The 24,506-nt window shown below is 66.0% G+C and carries 23 protein-coding genes; 15 read left to right on the forward strand and 8 right to left on the reverse strand.

All coding sequences use genetic code 11. The features are described 5' to 3' along the window. Positions 1-3: 3 nt before the first annotated feature. The 12 genes from F464_RS0119435 (at position 4) to F464_RS0119490 (ending at position 9,359) form a co-directional block, all read left to right on the forward strand. Positions 4-666: a sigma-70 family RNA polymerase sigma factor gene (locus F464_RS0119435; RefSeq protein ID WP_018991520.1), complete on the forward strand. Its 663-nt coding sequence runs from the start codon at positions 4-6 to the stop codon at positions 664-666. Then, a complete protein-coding gene (locus F464_RS0119440) occupies positions 659-898 on the forward strand; it encodes an anti-sigma factor family protein (protein ID WP_018991521.1) in 240 nt (79 codons plus the stop codon). Before F464_RS0119435 ends, F464_RS0119440 begins: the two co-directional genes overlap by 8 nt. Before the next feature lie 21 nt (positions 899-919). Further along, positions 920-1,717, forward strand: a complete 798-nt coding sequence (locus F464_RS0119445; RefSeq protein ID WP_018991522.1) for a methyltransferase domain-containing protein — start codon at positions 920-922, stop codon at positions 1,715-1,717. 74 nt (positions 1,718-1,791) lie between these two features. Beyond that, positions 1,792-2,190, forward strand: coding sequence for a thioredoxin family protein (locus tag F464_RS0119450; RefSeq protein WP_018991523.1), 399 nt, complete (start codon positions 1,792-1,794; stop codon positions 2,188-2,190). 41 nt (positions 2,191-2,231) lie between these two features. Next, complete coding sequence (locus tag F464_RS0119455) at positions 2,232-2,462, forward strand: hypothetical protein (RefSeq protein WP_018991524.1); 231 nt, start codon at positions 2,232-2,234, stop codon at positions 2,460-2,462. A 207-nt stretch (positions 2,463-2,669) separates the two neighbouring features. Then, the gene (locus tag F464_RS0119460; RefSeq protein ID WP_018991525.1) at positions 2,670-3,368 is read left to right on the forward strand and encodes a GntR family transcriptional regulator; all 699 of its coding nucleotides are present in this window, start codon (positions 2,670-2,672) and stop codon (positions 3,366-3,368) included. Beyond that, positions 3,365-4,462, forward strand: a complete 1,098-nt coding sequence (locus F464_RS0119465) for a branched-chain amino acid ABC transporter substrate-binding protein (RefSeq protein ID WP_018991526.1) — start codon at positions 3,365-3,367, stop codon at positions 4,460-4,462. The genes F464_RS0119460 and F464_RS0119465 overlap by 4 nt, the downstream gene beginning before the upstream one ends. A 212-nt stretch (positions 4,463-4,674) precedes the next feature. Next, positions 4,675-5,589 (forward strand): ABC transporter permease subunit, encoded by a 915-nt coding sequence (locus F464_RS0119470; protein ID WP_018991527.1) that lies wholly within the window; start codon positions 4,675-4,677, stop codon positions 5,587-5,589. After that, entirely contained in the window at positions 5,589-6,911 is a 1,323-nt protein-coding gene (livM, locus tag F464_RS0119475) for a high-affinity branched-chain amino acid ABC transporter permease LivM (RefSeq protein WP_018991528.1), read from the forward strand. Before F464_RS0119470 ends, livM begins: the two co-directional genes overlap by 1 nt. After that, positions 6,908-7,744, forward strand: coding sequence for an ABC transporter ATP-binding protein (locus tag F464_RS0119480; RefSeq protein ID WP_018991529.1), 837 nt, complete (start codon positions 6,908-6,910; stop codon positions 7,742-7,744). Before livM ends, F464_RS0119480 begins: the two co-directional genes overlap by 4 nt. Positions 7,745-7,746: 2 nt before the next feature. Continuing rightward, a complete protein-coding gene (locus tag F464_RS0119485) occupies positions 7,747-8,457 on the forward strand; it encodes an ABC transporter ATP-binding protein (protein WP_026296157.1) in 711 nt (236 codons plus the stop codon). A 29-nt stretch (positions 8,458-8,486) separates the two neighbouring features. Next, positions 8,487-9,359 (forward strand): DMT family transporter, encoded by an 873-nt coding sequence (locus tag F464_RS0119490; RefSeq protein WP_040395576.1) that lies wholly within the window; start codon positions 8,487-8,489, stop codon positions 9,357-9,359. Positions 9,360-9,371: 12 nt separating this feature from the next. On the opposite strand, the gene F464_RS0119495 is transcribed toward F464_RS0119490, so the two are convergent. Beyond that, entirely contained in the window at positions 9,372-10,016 is a 645-nt protein-coding gene (locus F464_RS0119495) for a response regulator (RefSeq protein WP_018991532.1), read from the reverse strand. Beyond that, entirely contained in the window at positions 10,013-11,383 is a 1,371-nt protein-coding gene (locus F464_RS0119500) for a cache domain-containing protein (RefSeq protein WP_018991533.1), read from the reverse strand. Before F464_RS0119500 ends, F464_RS0119495 begins: the two co-directional genes overlap by 4 nt. Before the next feature lie 228 nt (positions 11,384-11,611). Here F464_RS0119500 and F464_RS0119505 point away from each other — a divergent pair, with 228 nt between their 5' ends. From F464_RS0119505 to F464_RS0119515, 3 genes are read left to right on the forward strand one after another with little or no spacing between them, the layout of a single operon-like run. Beyond that, positions 11,612-13,681, forward strand: coding sequence for a carbon starvation CstA family protein (locus F464_RS0119505; protein ID WP_018991534.1), 2,070 nt, complete (start codon positions 11,612-11,614; stop codon positions 13,679-13,681). 4 nt (positions 13,682-13,685) lie between these two features. Then, entirely contained in the window at positions 13,686-13,880 is a 195-nt protein-coding gene (locus F464_RS0119510) for a YbdD/YjiX family protein (RefSeq protein ID WP_018991535.1), read from the forward strand. Positions 13,881-13,907: 27 nt separating this feature from the next. Beyond that, positions 13,908-14,969 (forward strand): CobW family GTP-binding protein, encoded by a 1,062-nt coding sequence (locus tag F464_RS0119515; RefSeq protein ID WP_018991536.1) that lies wholly within the window; start codon positions 13,908-13,910, stop codon positions 14,967-14,969. Between the two features lie 114 nt (positions 14,970-15,083). Here F464_RS0119515 and F464_RS0119520 read toward each other — a convergent pair whose 3' ends face one another. The 6 genes from F464_RS0119520 to F464_RS0119545 form a co-directional block, all read right to left on the reverse strand. Continuing rightward, a complete protein-coding gene (locus F464_RS0119520) occupies positions 15,084-16,286 on the reverse strand; it encodes an EAL domain-containing response regulator (protein WP_018991537.1) in 1,203 nt (400 codons plus the stop codon). Continuing rightward, entirely contained in the window at positions 16,283-20,659 is a 4,377-nt protein-coding gene (locus F464_RS0119525) for a PAS domain S-box protein (RefSeq protein ID WP_232428995.1), read from the reverse strand. Before F464_RS0119525 ends, F464_RS0119520 begins: the two co-directional genes overlap by 4 nt. A 372-nt stretch (positions 20,660-21,031) precedes the next feature. Beyond that, the gene (locus F464_RS0119530) at positions 21,032-21,277 is read right to left on the reverse strand and encodes a CDGSH iron-sulfur domain-containing protein (RefSeq protein ID WP_018991539.1); all 246 of its coding nucleotides are present in this window, start codon (positions 21,275-21,277) and stop codon (positions 21,032-21,034) included. Between the two features lie 90 nt (positions 21,278-21,367). Next, a complete protein-coding gene (locus F464_RS0119535; RefSeq protein ID WP_332309979.1) occupies positions 21,368-21,571 on the reverse strand; it encodes a SlyX family protein in 204 nt (67 codons plus the stop codon). Next, on the reverse strand, positions 21,568-23,193 hold the full coding sequence (locus F464_RS0119540) for an NAD(P)/FAD-dependent oxidoreductase (RefSeq protein WP_018991541.1): 1,626 nt from the start codon (positions 23,191-23,193) through the stop codon (positions 21,568-21,570). Before F464_RS0119540 ends, F464_RS0119535 begins: the two co-directional genes overlap by 4 nt. 56 nt (positions 23,194-23,249) lie before the next feature. After that, on the reverse strand, positions 23,250-24,449 hold the full coding sequence (locus F464_RS0119545) for a YbfB/YjiJ family MFS transporter (RefSeq protein ID WP_026296159.1): 1,200 nt from the start codon (positions 24,447-24,449) through the stop codon (positions 23,250-23,252). Positions 24,450-24,506: the final 57 nt, after the last annotated feature.

The raw sequence follows: 24,506 nt of genomic DNA on the forward strand, positions 1-24,506 counted from the left end.
CACATGGATCAGCGTGCGACAACATCGTGGCAGCGCGCCCCGCCGGCGGGCGGGCGTCCCCCCTGCTCCGCCGAGGACGCCGTCCTGCGCACGTTCTTCTGCGCCGCGGTCGAGGCGCTGACCGACCGGCTCTACGGTACGGCGCTGCGTTTCACGCGCAATCCGGCTGCGGCGGAGGATCTCGTCGCCGAGACGGTGGCGAAGGCGTGGATGCACCTCCCGCAGTTGGAGGACCGGGTGTGCTTCGAGAAATGGATCTTCCGCATCCTCGCAAACACCTTCTTCAGCCAGTGCCGGCACGCGCGCGAGGACCCGGTCGACCCCTGCGACGGGGACGACGCGGGCTTCTCGATCTTCGACCGCCTGCACCAGCCCTTTCTCCTGTGGTGGGGCAACCCCGAGCAGGAGCTGATCCACAAGCTGCTGTGCGAGGACATCGACCACGCGCTCGCCGCGCTGCCCGATTGTTACCGCGCGGTCGTGATCCCGGTGGATCTGCTCGGCTACTCGTACGCCGAGGTTGCGGAGATGCTCGCCGTCCCGGTCGGGACGGTGCGCTCCCGGCTCAACCGTGCGCGCGCACAGTTGCAGCGCGCGCTCTGGAATCAGGCGCTGGCCGCCGGCCTGGTGCACGGCACGCCTGCCAAGGAAGACGCTCATGACTGAACCGGACCGCATCCGCTGCGAGGAAGTCGTCGCGCATCTGCTCGAATTCCTCGACGGGGAGATCGACATCGGGCGGCGCGAGCGCATCGAGCAGCATCTCGCCGAGTGCCGCGGCTGCTACTCGCGTGCCGAGTTCGAACGCGTCCTGCGGCAGCGGCTGAGGACGCTCGACGATGCGTCACCGCCCGATTCGCTGAGGCGGCGGCTTAAGTCGCTGCTCGACGCCTTCTGACCCTTTCCCGCGGGGGACATCATGGTCGCGATCGCCGGATTGCAGAAGGACCAGATTTTCGACGCGGTGCGCCGGATGTATTCGGACGTGGCGAACGAGCCCGGGCGGCTGTTCCACTTTCCGACCGGACGCCCGGCCTGCCGCTTCGTCGGCTACCCGGAACGATGGCTGGAGGGGGTGCCGGAGACGGCGCAGGAGTCCTTCGCCGGCGTGGGTTTTCCGTTTGCGGCGGACGTGATCCGCAAGGGCGACCGGGTCCTCGACGTCGGCGCGGGATCGGGCACGGATACGCTGATCGCGGCGAACCTGGTGGGGCAGCAAGGACGCGTGCTCGCGCTGGACATGACGGTGGCCATGCGGGACAAGCTGCGCCGCAATGCCGAGCTGGCCGCGGCAACGAACGTCGAGAGCGTCGAGGGCAATGCCGAGGCGATACCGCTGCCGGATGCATGCGTCGACGTGGTCACGAGCAACGGTGTACTCAACCTCGTCCCCGACAAGCCCCGTGCCTTTGCGGAGATCTTCCGCGTGCTGCGTCCGGGCGGTTTCGTGCAGATCGCCGATATCGTCGTCTCGCAGCCCATCGGCGAGAAGTCGCGCAACAATCCGGCTTTGTGGGCGGAATGCGTCGTCGGTGCGGTGACGGAGGAAGCCTACATCGACATGTTCCGCGCCGCCGGTCTTGACGGGATCGAGACGCTGCGGCGTTTCGACTACTTCGCCGGCAGCGCGAACGAGGCGACCCGCCGCGTGGCCGAAGCGCTCGGTGCCCATGCCATCGAGCTGCGGATGCGCCGGCCGGAGGCCTCCGCCGGCTGATGCATGACGAATCCCGGCTGTGCGCGGTCGCCGGATGTGCTAGCCTCGGGCCGCCAAGTTCCCCTGCCGTCCCGATGAGCTCCGACCAACTTCCCGAACTCCTGGTTGTCTGCCTGTGCGCCGAATGGTGCGGCACCTGCCGTGAATACCGCTCCGGTTTCGAGGCGCTGGCCGCACAGTGGCCGCAGGCCGGTTTCTACTGGGTCGATGTCGAGGACGATGCGGACGTCGCAGGAGACCTCGATGTGGAAAACTTCCCCACCCTGCTGATCCAGCGCGGCGACGTCGTGCTGTTTTACGGCACCATGCTGCCGCAGCACGTCTTCCTCCAGCGCACGCTGGAAACACTCACCGCGCTCGGCGACGACGAGGCGCGCGCGTACGCCGGCGCGAACGACGAGCGCCAGGCGTGGCAGCAGGACTGCAATCTGCGCGAGGCACTCGCCGAGCATCCGCGCGTCGCTGCAGCCTGACGCCCCTCCCCTAGTCCTGCCCTTTCCTGCTCGCCGCACCGATGCCCGTCCAGCCTGCCGACCGCAAACGCTGCGTCTCATGCAAGCGCTGGGGCGGCGCGCGCAAGCCGGGCGCGAACCCGGGCGAAGTCGAGTACGAGGACGACGCCCGCGGCGCGTGCAACGAGGGGCCGTGGCACGGCACCCTGCGCAGCCCGCGCAATGCCTGCGGACAGTGGGTCATGTGGGCCGAATTGCAGGCCCCCGGCAAGGACTCGGGAAACGGCACCTGAGCTATAACCCGGCCACGGATTACGGTTTGCGCTGAGCCCTTCGAGCAGCTCGGGGCGAACGGCGGCATTTGATTCCCGCCGTAATGCCAGCAGCCCCGAGTTCATCGGTAAATCATGATGTTGCAGCGCAGCTTGCATTCCGTTACGCGGGCAGGTAATTTTCGCGCCTCTTCGTATAACGTATACGATCTTACACAAGCCCCCTCCATGGCGTCGTCGCTCGAACAACTCGCTGTCCCGCGCTTCCTGCGTCTCTCGGCATCCGATCAGATCGCCGGTTCGCTGCGCGACGCGATTGTCAGGGGGCATCTCGCGACCGGTGTGGTGCTCCGCCAGGATGAGATCGCGGGCCGATTCCACGTCAGCAAGATTCCGGTGCGCGAAGCACTGAAGCGGCTGGAAGCAGAGGGCTTGGTACGCTTCACGAAGAACCGTGGTGCAGTGGTGGCCGGCTTATCGCCGGCCGAAATCCTCGAATACATGGACATCCGCGCGATGCTCGAAGCGCGCGCGGCCGGGCTCGCCGCAGCCCGCATCAACGACGAACGCCTGAACGAGGCTCGCCAGAAGCTGGCCGAGTTCGGCGCGTCGCACGACCCCGGACGTTGGGGTGAACTGAACTGGCTGTTTCATTCGACGCTTTACGCCGACGCCGACCGGCCCATCCTGCTGGCCGAGATCCGCGCGCTCTACGACAAGCTGGAGCGCTATGTGCGTGCGCTGCTGGCAATGACGGCGCAGACCGAAATGCCCAAGACGCAAAGCGAACACGCCGCCATCCTGGATGCGTTCGCGCGGCGCGACCCCGACGCTGCGGCGTCCCTGACGCGAGCCCATGTGCTCGATGCGGGGGCCTCGCTCGTGCAGTACCTGAAAGACCACAGACACCACGGAGGAAACACATGAAGAAGACCCTGATTGCGACCGCCTTCCTCGCGCTCGGCGCGCAGGCCCAACTCGCCCACGCCGACCTCGCGGTGGCGATCGCGGGCCCGATGACCGGCCAGTACGCCTCGGCCGGCGACCAGATCCGTCGCGGTGCCGAAATGGCGATCGCCGACATCAATGCCAAAGGCGGCGTACTCGGGCAGAAGCTGAAGCTCGAAGTCGGCGATGACGCCTGCGATCCGAAGCAGGCGGTGTCGGTAGCGAACGCGATGGTCAACAAGAAGATCGTGTTCATGCATGGCCACTGGTGCTCGAGCTCGACGATCCCGGCATCGGAAGTGTACGTCGAGGCCGACATTCCGATGGCGACGGTGTCGACCAACCCGCAGGTTACCGAGCGCGGCCTGAAGAACATCTTCCGCATCATGGGTCGTGACGACCAGCAGGGCCTGGTCGCCGGTAGCTACATCGCCGACAAGTTCAAGGGCAAGAAGGCCGCCGTGCTCGACGACAAGAGCGCCTACGGCAAGGGCCTGGCCGACGAGATGGCCAAGGCGATGACCGCCAAGGGCATGAAGCCGACGCTGCGCGAGTCGATCACCGCGGGCGAGAAGGACTACTCGGGCATCGTGACCAAGCTCAAGCAGGCCGGCGTCGAAGTGCTGGCCTACGGCGGCTACCACACCGAAGTCGCGTTGATTTTGCGTCAGGCGCAGCAGGCCGGCCTGAAGCTGACCGTGATGGGCGGCGACACGATGACGAACTCGGAGCTTGTGACCGCAGCGGGCGCCAACGCCGACAACGTGATGTTCACGTTCTCGCCCGACCCGCGCAAGAACCCCGACGCCGCGCCGGTCGTGAAGCGCTTCCGCGACGCCAAGGTCGAGCCGGAAGGCTACGTGATGTACGCCTACGCCGCGTTCCAGCTCTTTGCGGAAGCCGCGACCCAGGCCAAGAGCACCAAGTTCGCCGACCTGGAGAAAGCGATGCGCGGTGGCACCTTCAAGACCGTGATCGGCGACCTCTCGTTCGACGCCAAGGGCGACCAGAAAAAGCCCGGCTTCGTCGTGTACCAGTGGAAGGGCGGCCAGTACGACTACGCGGCCAAGTAATCCCCCGTAGTTTCTTTTACCGGCCGGGCAACCCGCCCGGCCTTCGCGCCGCCGGTCCAAAAGGCCGGCGGCGCCCTCTCCGGTTTCAACGCATTCACTTGCACGTCCGTTCGTCCTGAGCTTGTCGAAGGGCTCGACCCGAACGGAGTTTCACGATCGGCGGGCGCAGCGACGCACCGGAAACCGCGCAAAAAACGAGAAAGGAGACTGCTGTGGCATACGCATTGCAACAGCTCATCAACGGCCTGACGCTGGGGGCCGTGTACGGCCTGATCGCGATCGGCTACACGATGGTGTACGGCATCATCGGCATGATCAACTTCGCCCACGGCGACATCTTCATGGTGAGCGCGTTCATCGCGGTCACTGCCTTCACGCTGCTGGCGGCCTTCGACATCACGTCGCTGCCGCTGGCGATCACCGCGGTGCTGATCACAGCGATCTTCTTCACGTCGGCCTACGGCTGGGCGGTGGAGCGCATGGCTTACCGGCCGCTGCGCGGCTCGACCCGTCTGGCGCCGCTGATCTCCGCGATCGGCATGTCGATCTTCCTGCAGAACATGGTGCAGCTCACGCAGGGTGCGCGCGTGAAGCCGATCCCGCCTGTGCTCGAAGGCGGTATCGAAATCTGGCAGTCGGGAGGCTTCACGGTGCAGATCTCCTGGACTCAGATCATGATCGTGCTGGTCACGATCGTGCTGATGGTGGCCTTCACCTACCTGATCACGCAGACCGCGTTTGGTCGTCAGCAACGCGCCTGCGAGCAGGACAGCACGATGACGGCTCTGCTGGGGATCAACGTCGACCGCACGATCTCGGCGACCTTCATGCTCGGCGCGGCGCTCGCGGCGGTCGCGGGCGTGATGGTGACGGTGTACTACGGCGTGGTCGACTTCTTCATCGGCTTCGTCGCGGGCATCAAGGCCTTCACGGCCGCAGTGCTGGGCGGGATCGGCTCCTTGCCGGGGGCGATGCTCGGCGGGTTGATCATCGGCCTGATCGAAGCGTTCTGGGCAGCCTACCTGTCGCCGGAATACAAGGACGTCGCGACCTTCGCGATCCTGATCCTCGTACTGATGTTCCGCCCCAGCGGACTTCTCGGCCGTCCCGAAGTGGAGAAGGTCTGATGAGCGCCGTCATCATCGCGCGCCACGGGCGCACGCCCGCCGAGCGCTTCAAGGACGCGGCCTGGGTGGCTTTCGTCGCCCTGCTGCTAGGCATTCCGATGGTCGGCCTGACGACCGTCGATGAGGGCGGCGCACTGACCGTCCAGACCCGTTTCGGCATGCTCGGGATCTTCGTCGGGGTGTCCTTCGCAGGCCGTTTCGTCTTCCGCTGGATCATGGATCAGGTCCGTGGCCGTCGCGCGGCCAAGCCGGCAGTTGCGAAGCTCGACCGCACGCCGCTGGCGATCAAGACGATCGGCTGGGCGGTGCTCGGTGCGTCGATCGCGCTGCCGATCATGTTCTCCGAAAACCGCTACGTGATCGACACCGCAACGACGGTGCTGATCTACGTGATGCTCGGCTGGGGCCTGAACGTCGTCGTGGGCCTCGCCGGCCTGCTCGACCTTGGCTACGTCGCCTTCTACGCGGTCGGTGCCTACACTTACGCCCTGCTCTTCTCGCATTTCGGCTGGACCTTCTGGGAGGCGTTGCCGGTGGCAGGCGCGATGGCGGCGACCTTTGGCATCCTGCTCGGTTACCCGATCCTGCGCCTGCGCGGCGACTATCTCGCGATCGTCACGCTGGGCTTCGGCGAGATCATCCGCGTGATCCTGGTGAACTGGACCGAACTGTCGAACGGCCCCAACGGCATCGGCTCCATTCCGCGCCCGACGCTGCTGGGATTGCCCTTCGAGCGCAATCCGGCCGAAGGCACGCAGAGTTTCGCGAGCTTCTTCGGGCTCGACTTTTCGGGCATGCACCGCATCATCTTCCTGTATTACCTGATCCTGGTGCTGGCGCTGCTCACCAACGTCTTCGTGTCGCGCCTGAGGAAGCTCCCGGTCGGGCGTGCCTGGGAAGCGTTGCGCGAGGACGAGATCGCGTGCAAGGCGATGGGCATGAACGTGACCAACGTGAAACTGTCGGCTTTCGCGATCGGCGCGATGCTGGGCGGCTTCGCCGGGGTGTTCTTCGCCGCGCGCCAAGGCTTCATCTCGCCCGAGAGCTTCACCTTCACCGAGTCGGCGACGATTCTCGCGATCGTCGTGCTGGGCGGCATGGGCAGCCAGCTGGGCGTCGTGCTTGCCGCACTGGTGCTGGTGCTGCTGCCCGAACTTGGCCGCAATTTCTCCGAGTACCGCATGCTGATGTTCGGCACGGCGATGGTACTGATCATGGTGTGGAAGCCGAGCGGTTTGCTCGCGTCGCGTGAACCGACGATCCGTCTAAACAAGGCCCTTGCAATGGACAACAAGGCCGCCGGACTGGGAGGTCAGGCATGAGCACCGCTACCCTGCTCTCGGTTGAAAACCTGACCATGCGCTTCGGCGGTCTGACGGCGATCGACGACCTGTCGGTGTCGGTGCCGGCCGGCAAGATCACCGCGATCATCGGCCCCAACGGCGCGGGCAAGACGACCTTCTTCAACTGCCTGACCGGCTTCTACAAGCCGACCACCGGCAGCGTGCGTCTCGTGCATCCGAAGAAGGGCGAAATGCGTCTGGAGACCATGACCGGGCACCGCGTCGCGCGCGATGCGCAGGTCGTGCGCACCTTCCAGAACATCCGCCTGTTCCCGAAGATGACGGTGCTGGAGAATCTGATCGTCGCGCAACACAACTTCCTGCAGGAAGCATCGCGCTTCTCGATCGCCGGTATCTTCCGGCTGCCGGCCTACCGCAAGGCGGAGGCCGAGGCGCTGAGGACCGCGGCGCACTGGCTCGAGCGCCTCGGGCTCACGGACATCGCCGACGTCGCCGCGGGCGACCTGCCTTATGGCACGCAGCGGCGCATCGAAATTGCGCGTGCCTTGTGCGTCGATCCGGTGCTGCTGTGCCTGGATGAGCCGGCGGCGGGCCTGAACCCGCGTGAGTCCGCGGAACTCAACATCTTGCTGCTGTCGCTGTGCCGCGAGGAAGGCATCGCGATACTGCTGATCGAGCACGACATGAGCGTCGTGATGAAGGTGTCCGACCACATCTGCGTGCTCAACTACGGCCGCAAGATTGCCGAGGGTACGCCCGAACAGATCCGCAATGACCCGCAAGTCATCAAGGCCTACCTCGGCGAGGATGACGAGAACGAACCGGCTACCGTCATGGGGGGGAACGCCTGATGATGCTGCATATGGAAGGCGTACATGCCCACTACGGCCACATCCACGCGCTGCGCGGGGTCGACGTCACCGTGCAGGTCGGCGAGATCGTGACGCTGATCGGTGCCAACGGCGCCGGCAAATCGACGTTGATGATGAGCCTCTTCGGCAAACCGGGCGCCTCTTCGGGGCGCATCGTGTTCGACGGCGAAGACATCACGCGCGTGCCGAGCCACCTGATCTCGCGCCGCGGGATCGCGATCGTGCCCGAAGGCCGCCGCATCTTCCCGCGCATGACGGTGATGGAGAACCTGCTGATGGGCACGGCCTTCGCCGACCCGGCGAACTTCAACGCCGATATCAAGCGGGTCTACGCAATGTTCCCCATCCTCGAGGAACGTGCGGCGCAGCGTGCGGGCACGCTCTCGGGCGGGGAGCAGCAGATGCTCGCGATCGGCCGCGCGCTGATGAGCCGGCCCAAGCTGCTGCTGCTCGATGAGCCCTCGCTGGGCCTCGCGCCGATCTACATCAAGCGCATCTTCCAGATCATCCGCGAGCTCAACACCGAGCACGGCATGACGGTGCTGCTGGTGGAGCAGAACGCCCACCATGCGCTGCGCGTCGCGCATCGCGGCTATGTGCTGCAGCATGGCGAGATCGTGCTGGCGGGCAGCGGGCAGGAGCTGCTGGCGAGTCCGGAGGTGCGCGCGGCCTATCTGGAGGGGGGCCATTGACGAGTGGTGCCGCCACGCCGCCGCGCTGGATGCCCTTCGCCGTGCTGGGCATCGGGCTGCTGGCGGTTTCCTTCGGCGCAATTTTCGCGCGCTACGCGCAGGCCGAAGGTGTGCCTTCGCTCGCCGTCGCATCCTGGCGTCTGGGGCTGGCAGCCCTGCTCATCACGCCCGTTGCGCTGCTGCAGTCGCGTGCGGCGCTCGCGGCCCTGAGCGGCCGCCAGTGCGCGCTCGCGCTGGCGGCGGGCTTCTTCCTCGCGCTGCATTTCAGCACCTGGATCAGCTCGCTCGAATACACATCGGTCGCGTCGAGCACCGCGCTGGTGACGACCAATCCGCTGTGGATCGGGCTCGCGTCCTTCGTGCTGTTCGGCGAACGGCCGAGCCGCATGATGCTGAGCGGCATCGCGCTGTCCTTCGGCGGCAGTCTGCTGATCTTCTGGAGCGACAGCCAGAATGCCGCAGCCGGCAGCAATCCGATGCTCGGCAACCTGCTCGCGCTGGTCGGCTCGTGGTGCTTCTCGGCCTATCTCCTGATTGGACGCCGCCTGCGCGCCGGCTTGCCGCTGCCGGCCTACGTGTGGCTCGCCTACGGCGCCGGCGCGCTGTTCCTCGTCGCCGGCAGCGGGGCGACGGGCGCAGCGCTGAGCGGGTTCAGCCTCACGGCCTGGGCGGTGCTCGCGGGAATGGCGCTCGGCCCGCAACTGCTCGGCCACACCGCCTACAACTGGTCGTTGCGCCACGTGTCGGCGACCTTCGTCGCGGTCGTGACCCTGGGCGAGCCCGTCTGCAGCGCGGCGATGGCCTTCGTTCTCTTCGGCGAGGGTTTCGCGCCGCTGCAGTTCGGTGGTTTTGCGCTGTTGCTCGCGGGCATCTACATGGCGGCCCGCGGCGAGAAGTCCTGATCCGCCCTCGTTTCAGCCCCGGATCCAGCCGCGCTTGAGGGCGTAGCTCGCGAGCCCGGCGGCCGTCTCGATGCCGAGCTTGCGGCGCAGGTTGAGGCGATGCGTCTCGACGGTGCGCACGCTGACGTCGAGCTTCTGCGCGATGCGCTTGTTGCTGTCGCCCTGGGCGACGAGGATCAGGACTTCCCTTTCCCGTTCCGTCAGGGCCGTCGCATCGTCCGGCTGTGTCGCCAGCGCGGCGGTCAGGGCGCTGCTGAAATAGACGCCGCCGGCGGCGACCGCCCGGATTGCCGCGATGATCTCGGCCGACGGCGCATCCTTGAGCACGTAGCCGCGCGCGCCGGCACGCATCGCCGACATCACGTAGCCCTGGCTGTCGTACATGCTCAGGATCAGCACGCGCAGCGCAGGGCAGCACTCCGCGAGCGCCGACGTGAGTTCGATGCCGTTGATGTCGGGAAGGCCGATGTCGACCAGTGCGAGGTCGGGCAGCAGGGATTGCGCTGCCGCAAGAGCCTGCTGTCCGTTCGCCGCTTCGCCGACGATGTCGATCTGTTCGATGTCGCCCAGCCGCGCCCGCAGGCCGTCGCGTACGAGCTGGTGGTCGTCGACGAGCAGCAGGCGGATGCGGGTGCCGGGGTCGGTTGTATCGATCATGACAGGCTTCCTTTCTTCGCGTTCGGGCACGGCAGCGACGCGCTGAGCTCGGTATGGCCGGGCACGGAGCTGACCGCAAGCTCGCCGCCATGATGCTCGATGCGCTCGCGCATGTTGCGCAGTCCGATACCGCCGCTGCGCGGATGGTCGATGCGCGCAGTGTCGAAGCCCCGCCCGTCATCCGCGATCACGAGGCGCACGGTCCCCCGCTCCGCGACGAGGGCAAGGCGGACGTGATGCGCGCCGGCGTGACGCTCGATGTTCGTCAATGCTTCCTGCGCGATGCGATACAGCGTCGTGGCCCCCGCTTCGTCGGCCAGCAGGTCGACCTTGCCGATATCGGCATCCACAATGATGCCCGTGCGCACACGGAACTCGTCGAGGAGCTGCTGCAGCGCGGCGGACAGGCCGAGGTTGTCCAGCAGCGAGGGACGCAGGTTGTGCGAGATGCTGCGGATCTCGCCGATCGCGACCCCCAGCCCGTCCAGCCCCTTCGCGATGTGCTCCGCGACGTCGTCACGCCCGGCGAGCGCTCGCTCCTTCGCGAGTTCGAGGTGGAATTTGACTGACACCAGCAACTGGCTGAGGCCGTCGTGGAGGTCGCGCGCGACGCGCGTGCGCTCTTCCTCGTGCGACGTGACGATGCGCTGCGCGAGCGCCTTGAGCCTGCGGTCGGCGAGCTGGTGCTCGCTGATGTTCAGCGCCATGCCGCCTGCGAACACGATGAGCGCCGCGACGATCCCAACCACGGTGAAGCCCAGCACGGTTGCAGCGATGCGTGCCGCCATGCGGTCGCGGAGCATGCTCCGGATGGTCTCGACGTCATCGAGGTAGATCCCGGTCCCGAGCACCCAGCCCCAGCGGTCCAGCTTCACGACATAGCCCAGCTTGTCGGTTTCCCTGCCCGTCGAAGGCTTGCGCCACTTGTACTGGAGGAAGCCGTCGCCGGAGGCGGCCGCAACGATCAGGCGCTGGATCACGGGCAGCCCCTCCGAATCGTGCATGTCCCACAGGTTGCGGCCGACGAGCTCGGACTGGCGCGGATGCACGATGTTGAGGCCGGTAAGATCGTAGGCGAAGAAGTAGCCATCGTCACCGTAGTTCATCTCGCTGAGGATGCGCCTGGCCTCGCCCTTGGTCGCTTCGTCGTCGCGTCCCGAGGAATAGAGGTGATCGATCGAGGTCTGGGCAAGCTGGACGTAGTGCTGCAGTTCGGCACGTTTCGCGACCAGCATCGCATCCTTCAACACGACTTCCTGCTGCCGTTCCAGGTCGCGTGCCTGCATCGCGACGAGGATCGCGATCGCCGCCACCGCCGCGATGAGCGGCAGCACGGCCAGGACGATGACCTTGTGCTTGATATGCAAGTGTTGTTCTCCCCTCGATTCGCCCCCGATTGTAGTGCCGGCGGACGGTCGCGCGAGGCCTCTGCGTAGAACTACGCAGCCGCGGAAAGTAGTAGTGCGAATGGTCCCGCAGCCCGTTTGCGCCGAAAGTGTCGCGTGATCCCGGCGCACGGGTGCCGGGCCCCGGAACCAGATCCGGTAAGACCAGAGCCTGATTCAACGGCCTATCCGGAGAGAGGAGGAGTATAGATGGCCACGCTGTCGAGACACGCGCTATGGGCGCTTGTCGGCATCTTCGGCGCTTTCGCGCTCGCATATGTCGCACTGAACCGCGGTGAAACGATCAACGCCCTGTGGATCGTTGTCGCCGCAGTTTCGGTTTACCTCATCGCATACCGCTACTACAGCCTGTTCATCGCGAACAAGGTGATGTCGCTCGACCCGGAGCGCATGACCCCGGCCTACCGGCACAACGACGGCCTGGATTACGTGCCGACGAACAAGTACGTGCTGTTCGGCCACCACTTCGCGGCGATCGCCGGCGCCGGCCCGCTGGTCGGCCCCGTGCTCGCGGCGCAGATGGGTTACCTGCCCGGGATGCTATGGATCCTCGCCGGCGTCGTCATCGCGGGCGCAGTGCAGGACTTCATGGTGCTGTTCGTGTCGACACGCCGCGACGGCCGCTCGCTGGGCGACCTGGTCAAGTCCGAACTCGGCCCCATCCCCGGCGTCATTGCGCTGTTCGGCACCTTCATGATCATGGTGATCATCCTCGCCGTGCTCGCGCTGATCGTCGTGAAGGCGCTGGCCGAAAGCCCGTGGGGAACCTTCACGGTCGGCGCGACCATCCCCATCGCGATCTTCATGGGCCTGTACACGCGCTACATCCGCCCGGGCCGCATCGGTGAAGTGTCGGTCATCGGCTTCATCGGCCTGATGGCCGCGATCATCGGCGGCGGCCAGGTCGCCGCGAGCCCCACCTGGGCGCCCCTGTTCACGTTCACCGGCGTGCAGCTCACGTGGATGCTGATCGGCTACGGCTTCATCGCCTCGGTGCTGCCCGTGTGGCTGCTGCTCGCGCCGCGCGACTACCTGTCGACCTTCCTGAAGATCGGCGCGATCCTCGCGCTGGCAGTGGGCATCGTGTTCGTCGCGCCCGAACTGAAGATGCCCTCGGTGACGAAGTTCATCGACGGCACGGGCCCGGTGTGGGCTGGCAGCCTGTTCCCCTTCCTCTTCATCACGATCGCCTGCGGGGCGGTGTCCGGTTTCCACTCGCTGATCTCCTCGGGCACCACGCCGAAGATGATCGAGAACGAATCGCACATGCGCCTGATCGGTTACGGCGGCATGCTGATGGAGTCCTTCGTTGCGATCATGGCGCTCGTCGCCGCGTCGATCATCGATCCGGGCATCTACTTCGCGATGAACAGCCCGCTCGCCGTGCTCGGGCCCACCGCCGCGAGCGCCGCGCAAGTCATCTCCAGTTGGGGTTTCGTCGTCACGCCTGAAGTTCTGACGCAGACCGCTGCTGCGGTCGGCGAGAACACCATCATCGCCCGCGCCGGCGGCGCCCCGACGCTCGCGGTCGGTATGGCGCAGATCTTCTCGGTGATGTTCGGCGGCACCGCGATGATGGGCTTCTGGTACCACTTCGCGATCCTGTTCGAAGCGCTCTTCATCCTCACCGCCGTCGATGCCGGCACGCGGGCGGGCCGCTTCATGCTGCAGGATCTCCTCGGCACCTTCGTTCCGGTGATGAAGCGTACCGACTCGTGGGTCGGCAACGCGATTGCCACCGCGTTGTGTGTCGCGACCTGGGGCTACTTCCTGTACCAGGGCGTCGTCGATCCGCTCGGCGGCATCAACACCCTGTGGCCGCTCTTCGGCATCTCAAACCAAATGCTCGCCGCGGTGGCGCTGATCCTCTGCACGGTCGTGCTGTTCAAGATGAAGCGCGAGCGCTTCGCGTGGGTGACGGTCGTGCCGACGATCTGGCTGCTCGCCTGCACGCTGACCGCCGGCTGGCAGAAGATGTTCGATCCGAACCCGAAGATCGGCTTCCTCGCGCAGGTCTCGCGCTACCAGGATGCGCTGGCGCGCGGCGAGTTGCTCGCCCCGGCGAAGAACGTCGGCCAGATGCAGCAGATCATCCTCAACAACCAGATCGACGCGGGATTGTCGCTGTTCTTCATGCTGGTCGTCGTGAGCATCCTCTTCTACGGCGTGCGCTCGTGCTGGCAGGCCTACCGCGTGGCGCATCCGACCACGCAGGAAGTGGGCACACCCTCCACCGCCTCGCAGGGCGCGGCGGCGTAAGCCCGTGTTCAACGACCTCTCCAGGCTCGGCAAGTATCTCGGGCAGGCCGCCCGCCTGATGGTAGGCCTGCCCGACTACGACACCTACGTCGCGCACATGAAGGCGACGCACCCGGACCGGCCGGTGATGAGCTACGAGGCATTCTTCCGCGAGCGGCAGGAAGCGCGCTACGGCGGCGGCACCGGCCGCTGCTGCTGACGCGCCACACAACACGAGGGATCCAGCATGCACGAGAACCCCACCCCCAACCCCAACCCCAACCCCAATCCCAACGCCGCCGGTCCGGTGCCGGTCACCGTCCTCACCGGCTTTCTCGGCGCAGGCAAGACCACGCTGCTGAACCGCATCCTGACGACGGCCCACGGCCATCGCATCGCCGTCATCGAGAACGAGTTCGGGCCGGTCAATATCGACAGCGAACTGCTCGTACAGCAGAGCGCGGAAGTCGTCGAGATGACCAACGGCTGCCTGTGCTGCACGGTGCGCGGCGACCTGGCGCGGAATCTCGTCGAGCTGAAGGCGCGCCGCGATGCGGGCGAGCTCGCCTTCGACCGCATCGTTATCGAGACCACCGGGCTGGCCGATCCCGGGCCGGTGATCCAGACCTTCTTTGCCGAGCCTGAACTTGCCGAGGCCTATCTCCTGGATGCGGTGCTCACGGTGGTCGATGCCGTGCACGCCGCGCGCCAGATCGAGGAACATCCGGTTCTGCTCAAGCAGATCGGCTTCGCGGACCGCCTGCTCGTATCCAAGAGCGAGGGCGTGGCCGCCGGTGCGCTGGAGGCGCTGATCGACCGGCTCGTGCGCATCAACCCGCGCGCACCGATCCGCGAGCTCGTCGCCGGCGAGCTCGATGTCGGCTTCCTGCTCGACATCCGCGGCTTCAACCTGAACGAGAACCTGCTCGCCGAAGATGCTCCCGCCACGCCGCGCTTCCGCGCGGCAACGAAAGGCGGCAGCCGCGTGTTTGGCGGAAGCGCGCACAGCGACGAGATCGGCTCGCTGCTGCTCGAACATTCGGGCGACGTCGACCTCGACCGCATCGGCAGTTTCGTGCAGGGTCTCCTCGACCGCCACGGCGACGACCTGCTCCGTTACAAGGGCGTGCTCGCGATTCCCGGCCAGGCGAACCGGCTGGTGTTCCAGGGCGTGCACCGCCTCGCCGGCTTCGACTACGGTGCGGAATGGAACGATGACGCGCGGCGCTCGCGCATCGTCGTCATCGGCCGCCGGCTGCGCGAAGATGAATTGCGCGCCGGCTTTGCCGAGTGCGTGATCGCGGCCTGATAAAATCGCAGCTGTTCGCCCCGAGCTTGTCGAGGGGGATCGGTCGTGCTTCGACAGGCGCAGCCCGAGCGGTGACGGCGAGGTCCGCGGCAGCGAAAAACCTCACCGGCCTGTTCATGCCCCGGGCTCCACAAATGTCGATCGCCGCAGATTCCAGCCGGCGATCCAGTCAGGAATCTGCTCGGGCGGCAGAGCCTTGGAAATGAACCAGCCTTGCGCCAGTTCGCAGCCGCTGCTGCGCAGGAAATTCCAGTCCTCCCTGTCCTCGACCCCTTCGGCCACCGTTTTCATGCCGAGCTGGCGCGCCATGCCGAGGCTCGCCTCCAGAATCGCGCGCAGCGAGGCGTCGCGCCACGCACCATGGACGAAGCCGCGGTCGACCTTCAGTTCGCTGAACGGGATGTCGCGCAGCTGGGCGAGCGAGGAGTGTCCGGTGCCGAAATCGTCGATCGACAAACCGATGCGCTTGAGCCTCAGGCGTGCCAGCACTTCCAGCGGCGCCAGGGGATCCTTCATCAGACGGCTTTCGGTCACCTCCAGCAACAGGCCGCTTGCCGCGATGCCGGCCTCTTCGACCGCGCGCTCGACGAAGTCGGGAAAGTCGAGCGCAACCAGATTGTCCATCGACACGTTGACCGCAACCTGCAACGGGAAGCCGTCGTCGCGCCACGCGCGCGCATGGCGCAAGGCCGTGCGCAACACCGAGCGGGTGAGTTCGTTGATCAGCCCGCTCTCTTCGACCATCGGAATGAACTGATCGGGGAGAATCAATCCGTCTTGCGGGTGCTGCCAGCGCACCAGGGTCTCGAATCCGGCGACAGCCCCCGATGCGAGTTCGACCTTGGGCTGGTAGTGATTGATCAGCTCGCCGTCGACGATCGCCCGCAGCAGCCGTTCGGCGGAGTAAGTCTTGCGTTCGGCACGTGGCTGGGCGGGGCTGTGGGTGATGCCATCTTCGAGAATCTGCTTCAGCCTGTCGATCGGTACCGGCTTGTTCAGCGCGCCGAGCACCTTCAGGTTGTGGGCCCGGGCGAGTTTGGCCGCGGTCTGCACGATCCGTTCGTCCTCGCCGCTGACCAGCACCAGACCGCCCGCATAACTCACGTTCACCAGATGACGGACGAACTCGACACCGTCCATTCCCGGCATCTGGAGGTCGCAGAAGATCAGATCGGGACTCTCACCCGGAGCCTCCAGCATCGACAAGGCCTCCTGTGCGCTCGCGCTGGCCTGCACGTGCTCGAACCCCAAACGCCCGAGCTGGTGAATCAGGAGCTTCCGCACGAACGGCTCGTCATCGACCACGAGTATCTTCATTGCTTAGCCTCGACTACCGCAATCCATTCGTTCATCGGTTCGATCAAAAGTTTGGCGGCACGGGTTTCGGTTGCGATGAGCACATTATCGAACCGGCCCATCTCCTGCTCCAGCATTGCCAGATCTTCATCCCGCACCGCGCGCTCGATACGGTTGCACAAGTCCCCAAGGGCCAAGGCCCCCACGGCACGCGACGATGACTTGAGCTTGTGCGCGGCCGCGGCGACCGCGCCGCTGTCCCGCGCGGCAAACGCGGCCCGGGTTTCCGCGGCAAGGCTCCCCGCCGAGGCAAGGTAGTCGCCGAGGAACTCGCGAATGACCACCGGATCATCCCCCACCAGTCCGCCCAGGACCGACACATCGAGGATCGGCAACTCGAGCGCGAAAGCCGGCGGCGTGCGCTCGGGTGCGACCTGCTGCTTCGCCGTGACTGGCGCACCCGAGCGCGGTAGCCATCTTTCGAGATGCGCGCCGAGCACATCGAGCCTGATCGGCTTGGTCAGGTATGCGTCCATCCCGGCTGCGAGCGCCCGCCGCGATTCGCCCAGCAGGGCGTTTGCCGTAAGCGCCACGATCGGAATGCGCGTCGCCCCTCCTTCCGCCTCGCGGATGGCCTCCGTAAGACCATATCCGTCCATGTTCGGCATGTGCAGGTCCGTCAGGATCAACGCATAGCCGCCGCGTTGCCACATCCGCAGGGCTTCGGCCCCGTCGTCGGCGACCTCCGCAGCGTGGCCGAGCAGTGCGAGTTGTTCGAGGATCACTTTCTTGTTGATCTCGTCATCGTCCGCGACGAGGATCAGTTGTCCCTGCCGGCGCGCCTCGTCGATGCTCGGCGCAGGCTTCGTTGCCTGCAGGCTGCGATCAGGGGTTCCCGCGTGGAATATCTCCGGCGACGCACGCCCGGCAGCAACCGCCACCGCCCGCAGCAGCGCCTGCCGGCGCAGCGCATTGCCGTCGAGCATCACCGTGTCGGGGCTCGTGATGCGCGGACGCCGGCGCCTGCCGCGCGTGATCCGTACGCGGGCTGCGCCGCTGGGGACGGCCGATTCCTCACTTTCCGCACTCTGCCGGTCATTGGCCGCGCCGATCACGACCACTGGCGCAGCCAATCGCGCAGCCATCACATTCGCTGCAGCGTCGTCGTGCGCTGCGAACACGCTTGCGCCCGCGTGCTCGAGATACGCGCGCAGGTCGTCAGCGTTGAAGTCCGGGCTATCGACAAGGACGCAATGTACTCCGCCGAGCTCCGGCAGAGGCCGCACCGGCTGTTCGTCCGCTTGCACGAAGGGGATCGTCACCGTGAACGTCGAACCGTGTCCGGGTTCGCTGCAAACCGTGATATCTCCCTGCATCAGGTTCACGAGCCGCCTGCAGATCGCAAGTCCAAGTCCGGTTCCCCCGAAGCGGCGCGTTGTGGAGGTTTCCGCCTGCGTGAAGGGATTGAACAATTCCCCCACCTTGTCCGGGTCGATACCGATGCCGTTGTCTGCGATCGCGAACGCGAGTCGCAAGGGCGTGGTACTGGCGACCGCCACGCGCACCGACACTCGCCCGCGAACCAGCCGACGGCCGGACGAGAACTTGATCGCATTGCCCACGAGATTGTAGAGCACCTGCCGCAGCCTCACCTCGTCACCCTGCACACGCTCGGGCACCTGCGGCGCCACGAACACCGACAGGTCCACATTGCGACGGACCGCCAGCGGAAGAAGCGAACCGGCCACGCCTTCCACGAGATCTGCGAGCGGTACCGCCCCGATGTCGAGCTCCAGCCGGCCGGCCTCGATCTTCGAAAAATCGAGAATGTCGTCGATGATGCGCATGAGCGTGGCCGACGATTCGCGGACCGTTGCGATGAGATCGGCCTGATGCTCCGTCAGGCGGCTGCGCGCCAGCACCTCGATCAGCCCGATCACTCCGTTCATCGGCGTGCGTATCTCGTGGCTCATCGCCGCAAGGAAGGCCGATTTCGCCTGGCTCGCCTGCTCTGCGTCTTCCCGCGCCTGTGTCAGCGCCGCGATCAATGCCTTGCGCTCGCCGATGTCCCGCAGCGTGCCGATGAAAAACTGCTCGTCGTGCACGCGATACTCGGCAATGCTCAACTCCAGCGCAATCGGGTGGCCGAGCTTGTGTCGCCCCTCCACTTCGCGGGTCGTGCCGATGATGCGCTTGACGCCGGTCCGCAGATAGCGCGCCAGGTAATCGTCGTGTTTTTCCCTGTGCGGCGAGGGCATCAGCAGCGAGACATTCCGCCCGATGATTTCGTCGCACTGGTATCCGAACACCGCTTCGACGGCCGTGTTCGCCCCCTGTACGATACCCCGCGCGTCGATCGTCACGACGCATTCGATGAGGTTGTCCAGCGCCGCGCGGATCTCCTCCCTCTTCGCTCCGAGAGCCTTCAGCGCCGCCTCGCGCTCATCGACGCGACGGTTCAGTTCGGCGTTGAGCGCAAGCAGGTGCTGGGCATTCTCGTGCCGCTGGGTGCAGTCGCTCGCCGTCGCAAGCATCAATCCGCCGGGCTGCGGCAAGGCTTTCCACTCCAGCCAGCGCCACGTGCCGTCCTTGCAACGATAGCGATTCTCGAATCCGATCGTTGTCTGGCCGTGCGCGATGGCGTCCACCACCGCGAGAGTCGCCTCGACGTCGTCGGCATGCACGAAATCGAGGAAAGACCGTGACAGAAGCTCCTCGTCGCTCCAGCCGAGCGTCCGCCCGAAAGCCGGATTCACACGTTTAAAATAGCCGTCCAGTCCTGCAATGCAGATCAGATCGAGCGAAAGATCGAAGATGCGGTCGCGTTCGTCTTCGGCGGCCAGCCGCGCATCGAATGCCCGCTTGAGGTCGGCAGTCCGCTCCGCCACCTCCGTCTCGATCGCCGCCGTATGGCCGACGCTGCTCAGCGTGACGTAGGCCACCAGCAAGCCCGCCAGAACCGAAAAGACCTGATAGATGCGCTCCTCGACACCGTAACCCGTATATCGGGTGGCCCCGTCCGGAGCCATCTCCAGGCTCAGCGTCCGCCCGCCGAACTCGATCGCCTTGCGCACGGTCGGCGTGGCACCCTTCGGCATTTCGTCGAGCAAGGTCTGCGGGGGATCGCCCGCCGTCACGTCCGATACGCGGAACCCGATACTTCGCGCACGTGCGGAATCGGCCAGTGGAGCGAACAGTTGCGCGACGTCGTAGACACCCACCACATGCCCTAGCGGACCACGGGTTCCGGCGCGCTCCGCGCCGGCCCATGAAGCGCGCTCCAGGCCGTATACCGGCTGGAACACTAGCAACGACTGCCGTTTCGTCCGCAGCAGCGGCACCGCACGGACCAGATGGGCCGCACCGCTTTCGGTCGCGTGCCTCATCTCGATGCGGCGACGCGGATCGTAACCGTGGTCGAGCCCCAGGATCCTCAACCCCTCTTCCGCGGGAGCGGTGTACAGGACCGGGAAATAATCCGGCCGGTCCGCGGCCCGTCGCGGATTGCTGTCGCCGTCAGGCTCGAAGATGTAGAAATCGGGCATCCCCTCTGCGCGGACGGCGCGCTCGAAGCTCTCCCGTTCGTCGTGCTGCACGCGCGGAGCCCAATCGATCGACATCACCGCCGGATGGCGCGTGATCCATGTCGTGAAGGTCGCAAACTCGTCCCTGTTCAGGGCCGCGCTCGCGCTGATGAAGCGCTCGACCCCCTCGAGGGGGATGATGACACTTGGCAACGGAAAGAAGCCGATCTCGAACACCTCGTCCATCCGCTGGACGATCTCGGCGCGTTTGCGGCCGTCCTCCAGGCGCGCGACACTGAAACTGCCGGCCGAGAACAGTACGATTGCAAGCAGCAGCAGGACGGAAATCCTCGCCCTGCCCCCGTGGCGCGCCCACAGCCGGTGAGCTCCCGGCCACGCAAGCAGCATCAGGGGCGCGAACAGCAATACTCCCAACGTATCGCCTGACCACCGTGCCAGCCATTCGCTCCCCAGCGCTGACGGTTCGATTCGTCCGAAGCCCAGGAGCACGGAGACGGCGATACTGGGCGCGAGCAGGCAGACGACCGGCCCGGCCAGCACCAGGAAGCGCGCAAGATCGCGATTGCGCGCGCGAAGGATTGGCATGCGCAGGAAGCGCCCGGCCAGGCGGGCAGCGAGCAGTGCCTGGAGCGTTGCGCCGGTGGCGATGAGCGCAGCCACCATTGCGCCGGCCACCGTGCGGTCCGGCAGAAGAACGAAGAGGAAGGCACCGAGCCAGACGCCGGGCCAGCAACGCACGCCCCAGACGAGCAAGGCTGCAACCGCGACACCGGCCGGAGGCCATACGGACGACGCATAGCCGGATGACTGTGTCAGCGCGTGCGCAAACAGTCCCCCCGCAAGGTACATCGCCGCGACCACGACGATCCTCAGCCACAGGGCGGCAGGCCCTGCGGCACCGGCGGGAGTGGTTTGCTCTGCCCGTGTGTCGGCGCTTGCAGCCAGGCGGCTTGAGTCAAAGGACTCGGGGCTGGCTTGCCGCCCGGAATTGGAGTCGGAATCGGCTATCAGAACGCACCTCTCGGACCGGGACGAACGGAGGATTCGACATGTCGCCGTTATCTATTCAGGGACAATTTTATCACCCTGTCGTCAGCCATGGGTGATATTCCCCGTCGATCACCGGGCGCCTGATGCCGGCGCCCCGGACATCCTCAGCCCGTCCGCAAGGTGACCTATATGAATGCAGAATACCCTGCAGCGATATGAATGCAGAATGCCCTACAGCGTCTTGTGCGTGCCGTCGCAATACGGTTGGTGGCCGGTGTGCTTGCAGCCGCATAGATAGGCCGTGCCCGTCTCCTGCGCAGTGAAATTTACCGGCAGGAATGGTCCGCCCTTGTGCGAACCGTCGCAGAACGGCTGATTCTTGCTTTTGCCACAGCGACACCAGTAATAGCTCTTGCCGGCCTCCAGCTCGACGGCATAGGGCCCCTTCTGTGCGATGGTCGGTTCCGGTTCGGTCATGGCATCCCTCCTGGCGTGAGGCGGGCCCGCGACCGGGCCTGCGCTCTCCCACTCTAGACGACCTCAACCACACTTTCCCGGGCGCCCGCCTCAGTAGTGCGGCGGAATTTCCTCGCGCAGGTCGCGCCGCTCACCGGGCGAACCGGCCGACATCTGGCGGTGCAAGTCGACGATCTGCTTCTGCAGGCGGTCGATCAGCTGCTGCTGGCGAAACACGGTCATGTTGAGTTCGTCGATCGCGTCCTCGGCGAACGCGAGCTTGCTCTCGATACGGTCCAGGCGCTCTTCCATCATGCCTCCTCCGCTACCACGGTGACATCGCCCAGGATGGAATTCGCCACCGCCTCGGCGACGCGAATGCCATCGACACCGGCCGACAGAATGCCGCCGGCGTACCCGGCGCCCTCGCCCGCCGGGAACAAGCCCTTCACGTTCAGGCTCTGGCAGTCCCCGCCGCGCGTGATGCGCAGCGGCGATGAGGTGCGCGTCTCGACCCCGGTGAGCACCGCGTCGCGCATCGAGAAACCCTTGATCTGGCGCTCAAAGGCCGGCAGCGCCTCACGCACCGCAGCGATCGCGTAGTCCGGCAGGCTCGTGGAAAGGTCGCCCAGCTTCACCCCCGGCTTGTACGAAGGCTCGACCGAACCGAGCACACTCGACGGCTGAGCCTTGATGAAGTCGCCGACAAGCTGGCCCGGCGCGATGTAGTCGCCGCCGCCCAGCTCATACGCGCGCGATTCCCAATGACGCTGGAACGCGATGCCCGCGAGCGGTCCGCCTGGGTAATCGTCCGGCGTGATGCCGACGACGATGCCGGCGTTGGCATTGCGCTCGTTACGTGAATACTGGCTCATGCCGTTGGTGACGACGCGATTGGGTTCGGAGGTCGCTGCCACCACCGTTCCGCCCGGGCACATGCAGAAGCTGTACACCGAGCGGCCGTTCTTCGCGTGATGGACGAGCTTGTAGTCGGCCGCGCCCAGCACCGGATGCCCCGCGTTGGGGCCGAAGCGCGCCTTGTCGATGAGCGACTGCGGATGCTCCACGCGGAAGCCGACCGAGAACGGCTTGGCCTCCATGTACACGCCGCGCTCGTGCAGCATCTCGAAGGTGTCGCGCGCGCTGTGGCCGAGCGCGAGGATGACGTGATCCGAGCGGATCTCCTCGCCATTCGCGAGCACGACGCCACGCAGATGCCCGTCTTCGATGCGGACGTCGGCCACGCGCTGCTGGAAGCGGATTTCGCCGCCCAGCGCAATGATGTCCGCGCGCATGGCCTCGACCATGCCGACGAGGCGGAAGGTGCCGATATGCGGCTTGCTCACGTACAGGATCTCTTCCGGCGCACCGGCCTTCACGAACTCCGTCAGCACCTTGCGGCCGTAGTGCTTCGGGTCCTTGATCTGGCTGTAGAGCTTGCCGTCCGAAAAGGTGCCTGCCCCGCCTTCGCCGAACTGCACGTTCGACTCGGGGTCGAGCACGCCCTGCCGCCACAGGCCCCAGGTGTCCTTGGTGCGCTCGCGCACCGCCTTGCCGCGTTCCAGCACGATCGGGCGGAAGCCCATCTGCGCGAGGATCAGCGCGGCGAAGATGCCACAGGGACCGAAGCCGACCACCACCGGCCGATGGCCGGGCTGCTCCGGCGCCTTGCCGACGAAGCGGTAATTCGTGTCGGGCGTGCGGGCCACGTTGCGGTCGCCGGCGAACCTGGCGAGCAGCGCGTCCTCGTTCGCAAGCTCCATGTCGACCGTGTAGCTCAGCGTGATCGCACTCGGCTTGCGCGCGTCGTAGCTACGCTTGAACACGGTGAATTCGTTCAGTTCGGCGGGCTGGATGCCCAGACGGGCAACGATGGCGTCCCTCAGTGCGTCCTCGGGGTGGTCGAGGGGCAGCCTGAGTTCGTTGATTCGCAGCATGGTGATTCCGGTCGCAGGTTCTCGGGGACGTGGCGTGCACGTCGAAGGCCGCGATTTTAAACGGGATTGCCTGCCGTCACCGCGTTTTCGGGCCCCCGCGCAGCCATAACCCTGAGCACTGCGACCAGAACCGTTCCGATCGCCATCACCGCCGCCGCCATGTAGAGGCCGTCCGCATAGCTACCGCCGCGTGCCGCGAGCGTGCCGGTAATTGCCGGGCCGGCGATCTGCGCGATCCCGTAGGCGATGGTCATCTTGCCCATCATCTTCGCCGGACGGGTCGGATAGTAGCGGCCCGCCATCGTCAGGACGAGGCTCACCGCGCCGATGAAGTTGCCGCCGAACAGGATCGCCCCGAGGAAGGCCGGGATCAGGCCGCCGACGAGCGGCAGCAGCATACCGACGATCTGCAGCACGAAGGACAGCAGCAGCGAGTTCAGGTAGCCGACGCGGCGCGCGATGAAGTCCCACACGATACAAGCCGGCGCCGCCGAGAGCCCGAGCACGAGGAACACGAGCGCCCCGCGCCCGCCCAACCCCGGCAGTTTGTCGATGATCGCGACGATGAAGGTCGCACTGACGACGTAGCCGACACCGGCGCAGAAATAGGCCGCCATGAACACGCGCAGGAAGCCTGCACCGGGCGGGTTGTCCTCCATCTTCTGTCCGCCGACCGTGACGGACGTGCTGTCGGGCGGGGGCAGCCAGCGCCACGCAGGGATCAGCAGCAGCACGCCCAGCACGCTGAACACGAACCACTGCGTGCGCCAGTCCAGCCACTGCGTCATCAGCGCCACCACCGCGGCACAGCCCGCGATGCCGAGGCCGATGCCGGTGAAGTGGATCCCCAGCTCGGAGCGGTGCTGGTGGCGAATGAGCCAGTTCAGGATCAGGCCGGTACCCAACAGCATGCCTCCCGCGGTGCTCAATCCGGCAAGGAAGCGCGAAACCGACCACCAGAAGACGCTCGTCGTGAGGCCCATCATCACCGTGGTCAGCACTGCGACGACCAGCCCGATGCGGTAGAGGCGGTCCTTGAGCACGAGGTCGCTGATCATCGAGGCGATCAGCGCGCCGCTGAGGTAGCCCGCGTAGTTCCATGCCGCCAGCCAGCCGGCGTCCGCCACGCCGAGGCCGGCCTGCTGCTGCATCAGCGGAAGCAGCGGCGTGTAGGCGAAGCGCGCGACGCCCATCACCAGGATCAGGCTCAGGATGCCCGCCCCGAGGACCTTCATCCGCTGCATCTGCTCTCTCATCGCGGTTGTCCTTATCGTTGGTCTCGATACGGTATGGTATGGAAAGCGGCGGCGCAA

Origin of the sequence: Aromatoleum toluclasticum ATCC 700605 (genome assembly GCF_000378245.1) — a bacterium.
GTDB lineage: Bacteria > Pseudomonadota > Gammaproteobacteria > Burkholderiales > Rhodocyclaceae > Aromatoleum > Aromatoleum toluclasticum.

Coding starts and splice junctions, on each gene's coding strand:
- F464_RS0119465 (WP_018991526.1), top strand. CDS start 3,365: ATGAAGAAGACCCTGATTGCGACCGCCTTCCTCGCGCTCGGCGCGCAG.
- F464_RS0119530 (WP_018991539.1), bottom strand. CDS start 21,277: ATGACCGAACCGGAACCGACCATCGCACAGAAGGGGCCCTATGCCGTC.
- livM (WP_018991528.1), top strand. CDS start 5,589: ATGAGCGCCGTCATCATCGCGCGCCACGGGCGCACGCCCGCCGAGCGC.
- F464_RS0119545 (WP_026296159.1), bottom strand. CDS start 24,449: ATGAGAGAGCAGATGCAGCGGATGAAGGTCCTCGGGGCGGGCATCCTG.
- F464_RS0119525 (WP_232428995.1), bottom strand. CDS start 20,659: ATGTACCTTGCGGGGGGACTGTTTGCGCACGCGCTGACACAGTCATCC.
- F464_RS0119535 (WP_332309979.1), bottom strand. CDS start 21,571: ATGATGGAAGAGCGCCTGGACCGTATCGAGAGCAAGCTCGCGTTCGCC.
- F464_RS0119440 (WP_018991521.1), top strand. CDS start 659: ATGACTGAACCGGACCGCATCCGCTGCGAGGAAGTCGTCGCGCATCTG.
- F464_RS0119540 (WP_018991541.1), bottom strand. CDS start 23,193: ATGCTGCGAATCAACGAACTCAGGCTGCCCCTCGACCACCCCGAGGAC.
- F464_RS0119435 (WP_018991520.1), top strand. CDS start 4: ATGGATCAGCGTGCGACAACATCGTGGCAGCGCGCCCCGCCGGCGGGC.
- F464_RS0119495 (WP_018991532.1), bottom strand. CDS start 10,016: ATGATCGATACAACCGACCCCGGCACCCGCATCCGCCTGCTGCTCGTC.
- F464_RS0119490 (WP_040395576.1), top strand. CDS start 8,487: ATGCCCTTCGCCGTGCTGGGCATCGGGCTGCTGGCGGTTTCCTTCGGC.
- F464_RS0119455 (WP_018991524.1), top strand. CDS start 2,232: ATGCCCGTCCAGCCTGCCGACCGCAAACGCTGCGTCTCATGCAAGCGC.
- F464_RS0119480 (WP_018991529.1), top strand. CDS start 6,908: ATGAGCACCGCTACCCTGCTCTCGGTTGAAAACCTGACCATGCGCTTC.
- F464_RS0119485 (WP_026296157.1), top strand. CDS start 7,747: ATGCTGCATATGGAAGGCGTACATGCCCACTACGGCCACATCCACGCG.
- F464_RS0119520 (WP_018991537.1), bottom strand. CDS start 16,286: ATGAAGATACTCGTGGTCGATGACGAGCCGTTCGTGCGGAAGCTCCTG.
- F464_RS0119450 (WP_018991523.1), top strand. CDS start 1,792: ATGAGCTCCGACCAACTTCCCGAACTCCTGGTTGTCTGCCTGTGCGCC.
- F464_RS0119460 (WP_018991525.1), top strand. CDS start 2,670: ATGGCGTCGTCGCTCGAACAACTCGCTGTCCCGCGCTTCCTGCGTCTC.
- F464_RS0119445 (WP_018991522.1), top strand. CDS start 920: ATGGTCGCGATCGCCGGATTGCAGAAGGACCAGATTTTCGACGCGGTG.
- F464_RS0119515 (WP_018991536.1), top strand. CDS start 13,908: ATGCACGAGAACCCCACCCCCAACCCCAACCCCAACCCCAATCCCAAC.
- F464_RS0119505 (WP_018991534.1), top strand. CDS start 11,612: ATGGCCACGCTGTCGAGACACGCGCTATGGGCGCTTGTCGGCATCTTC.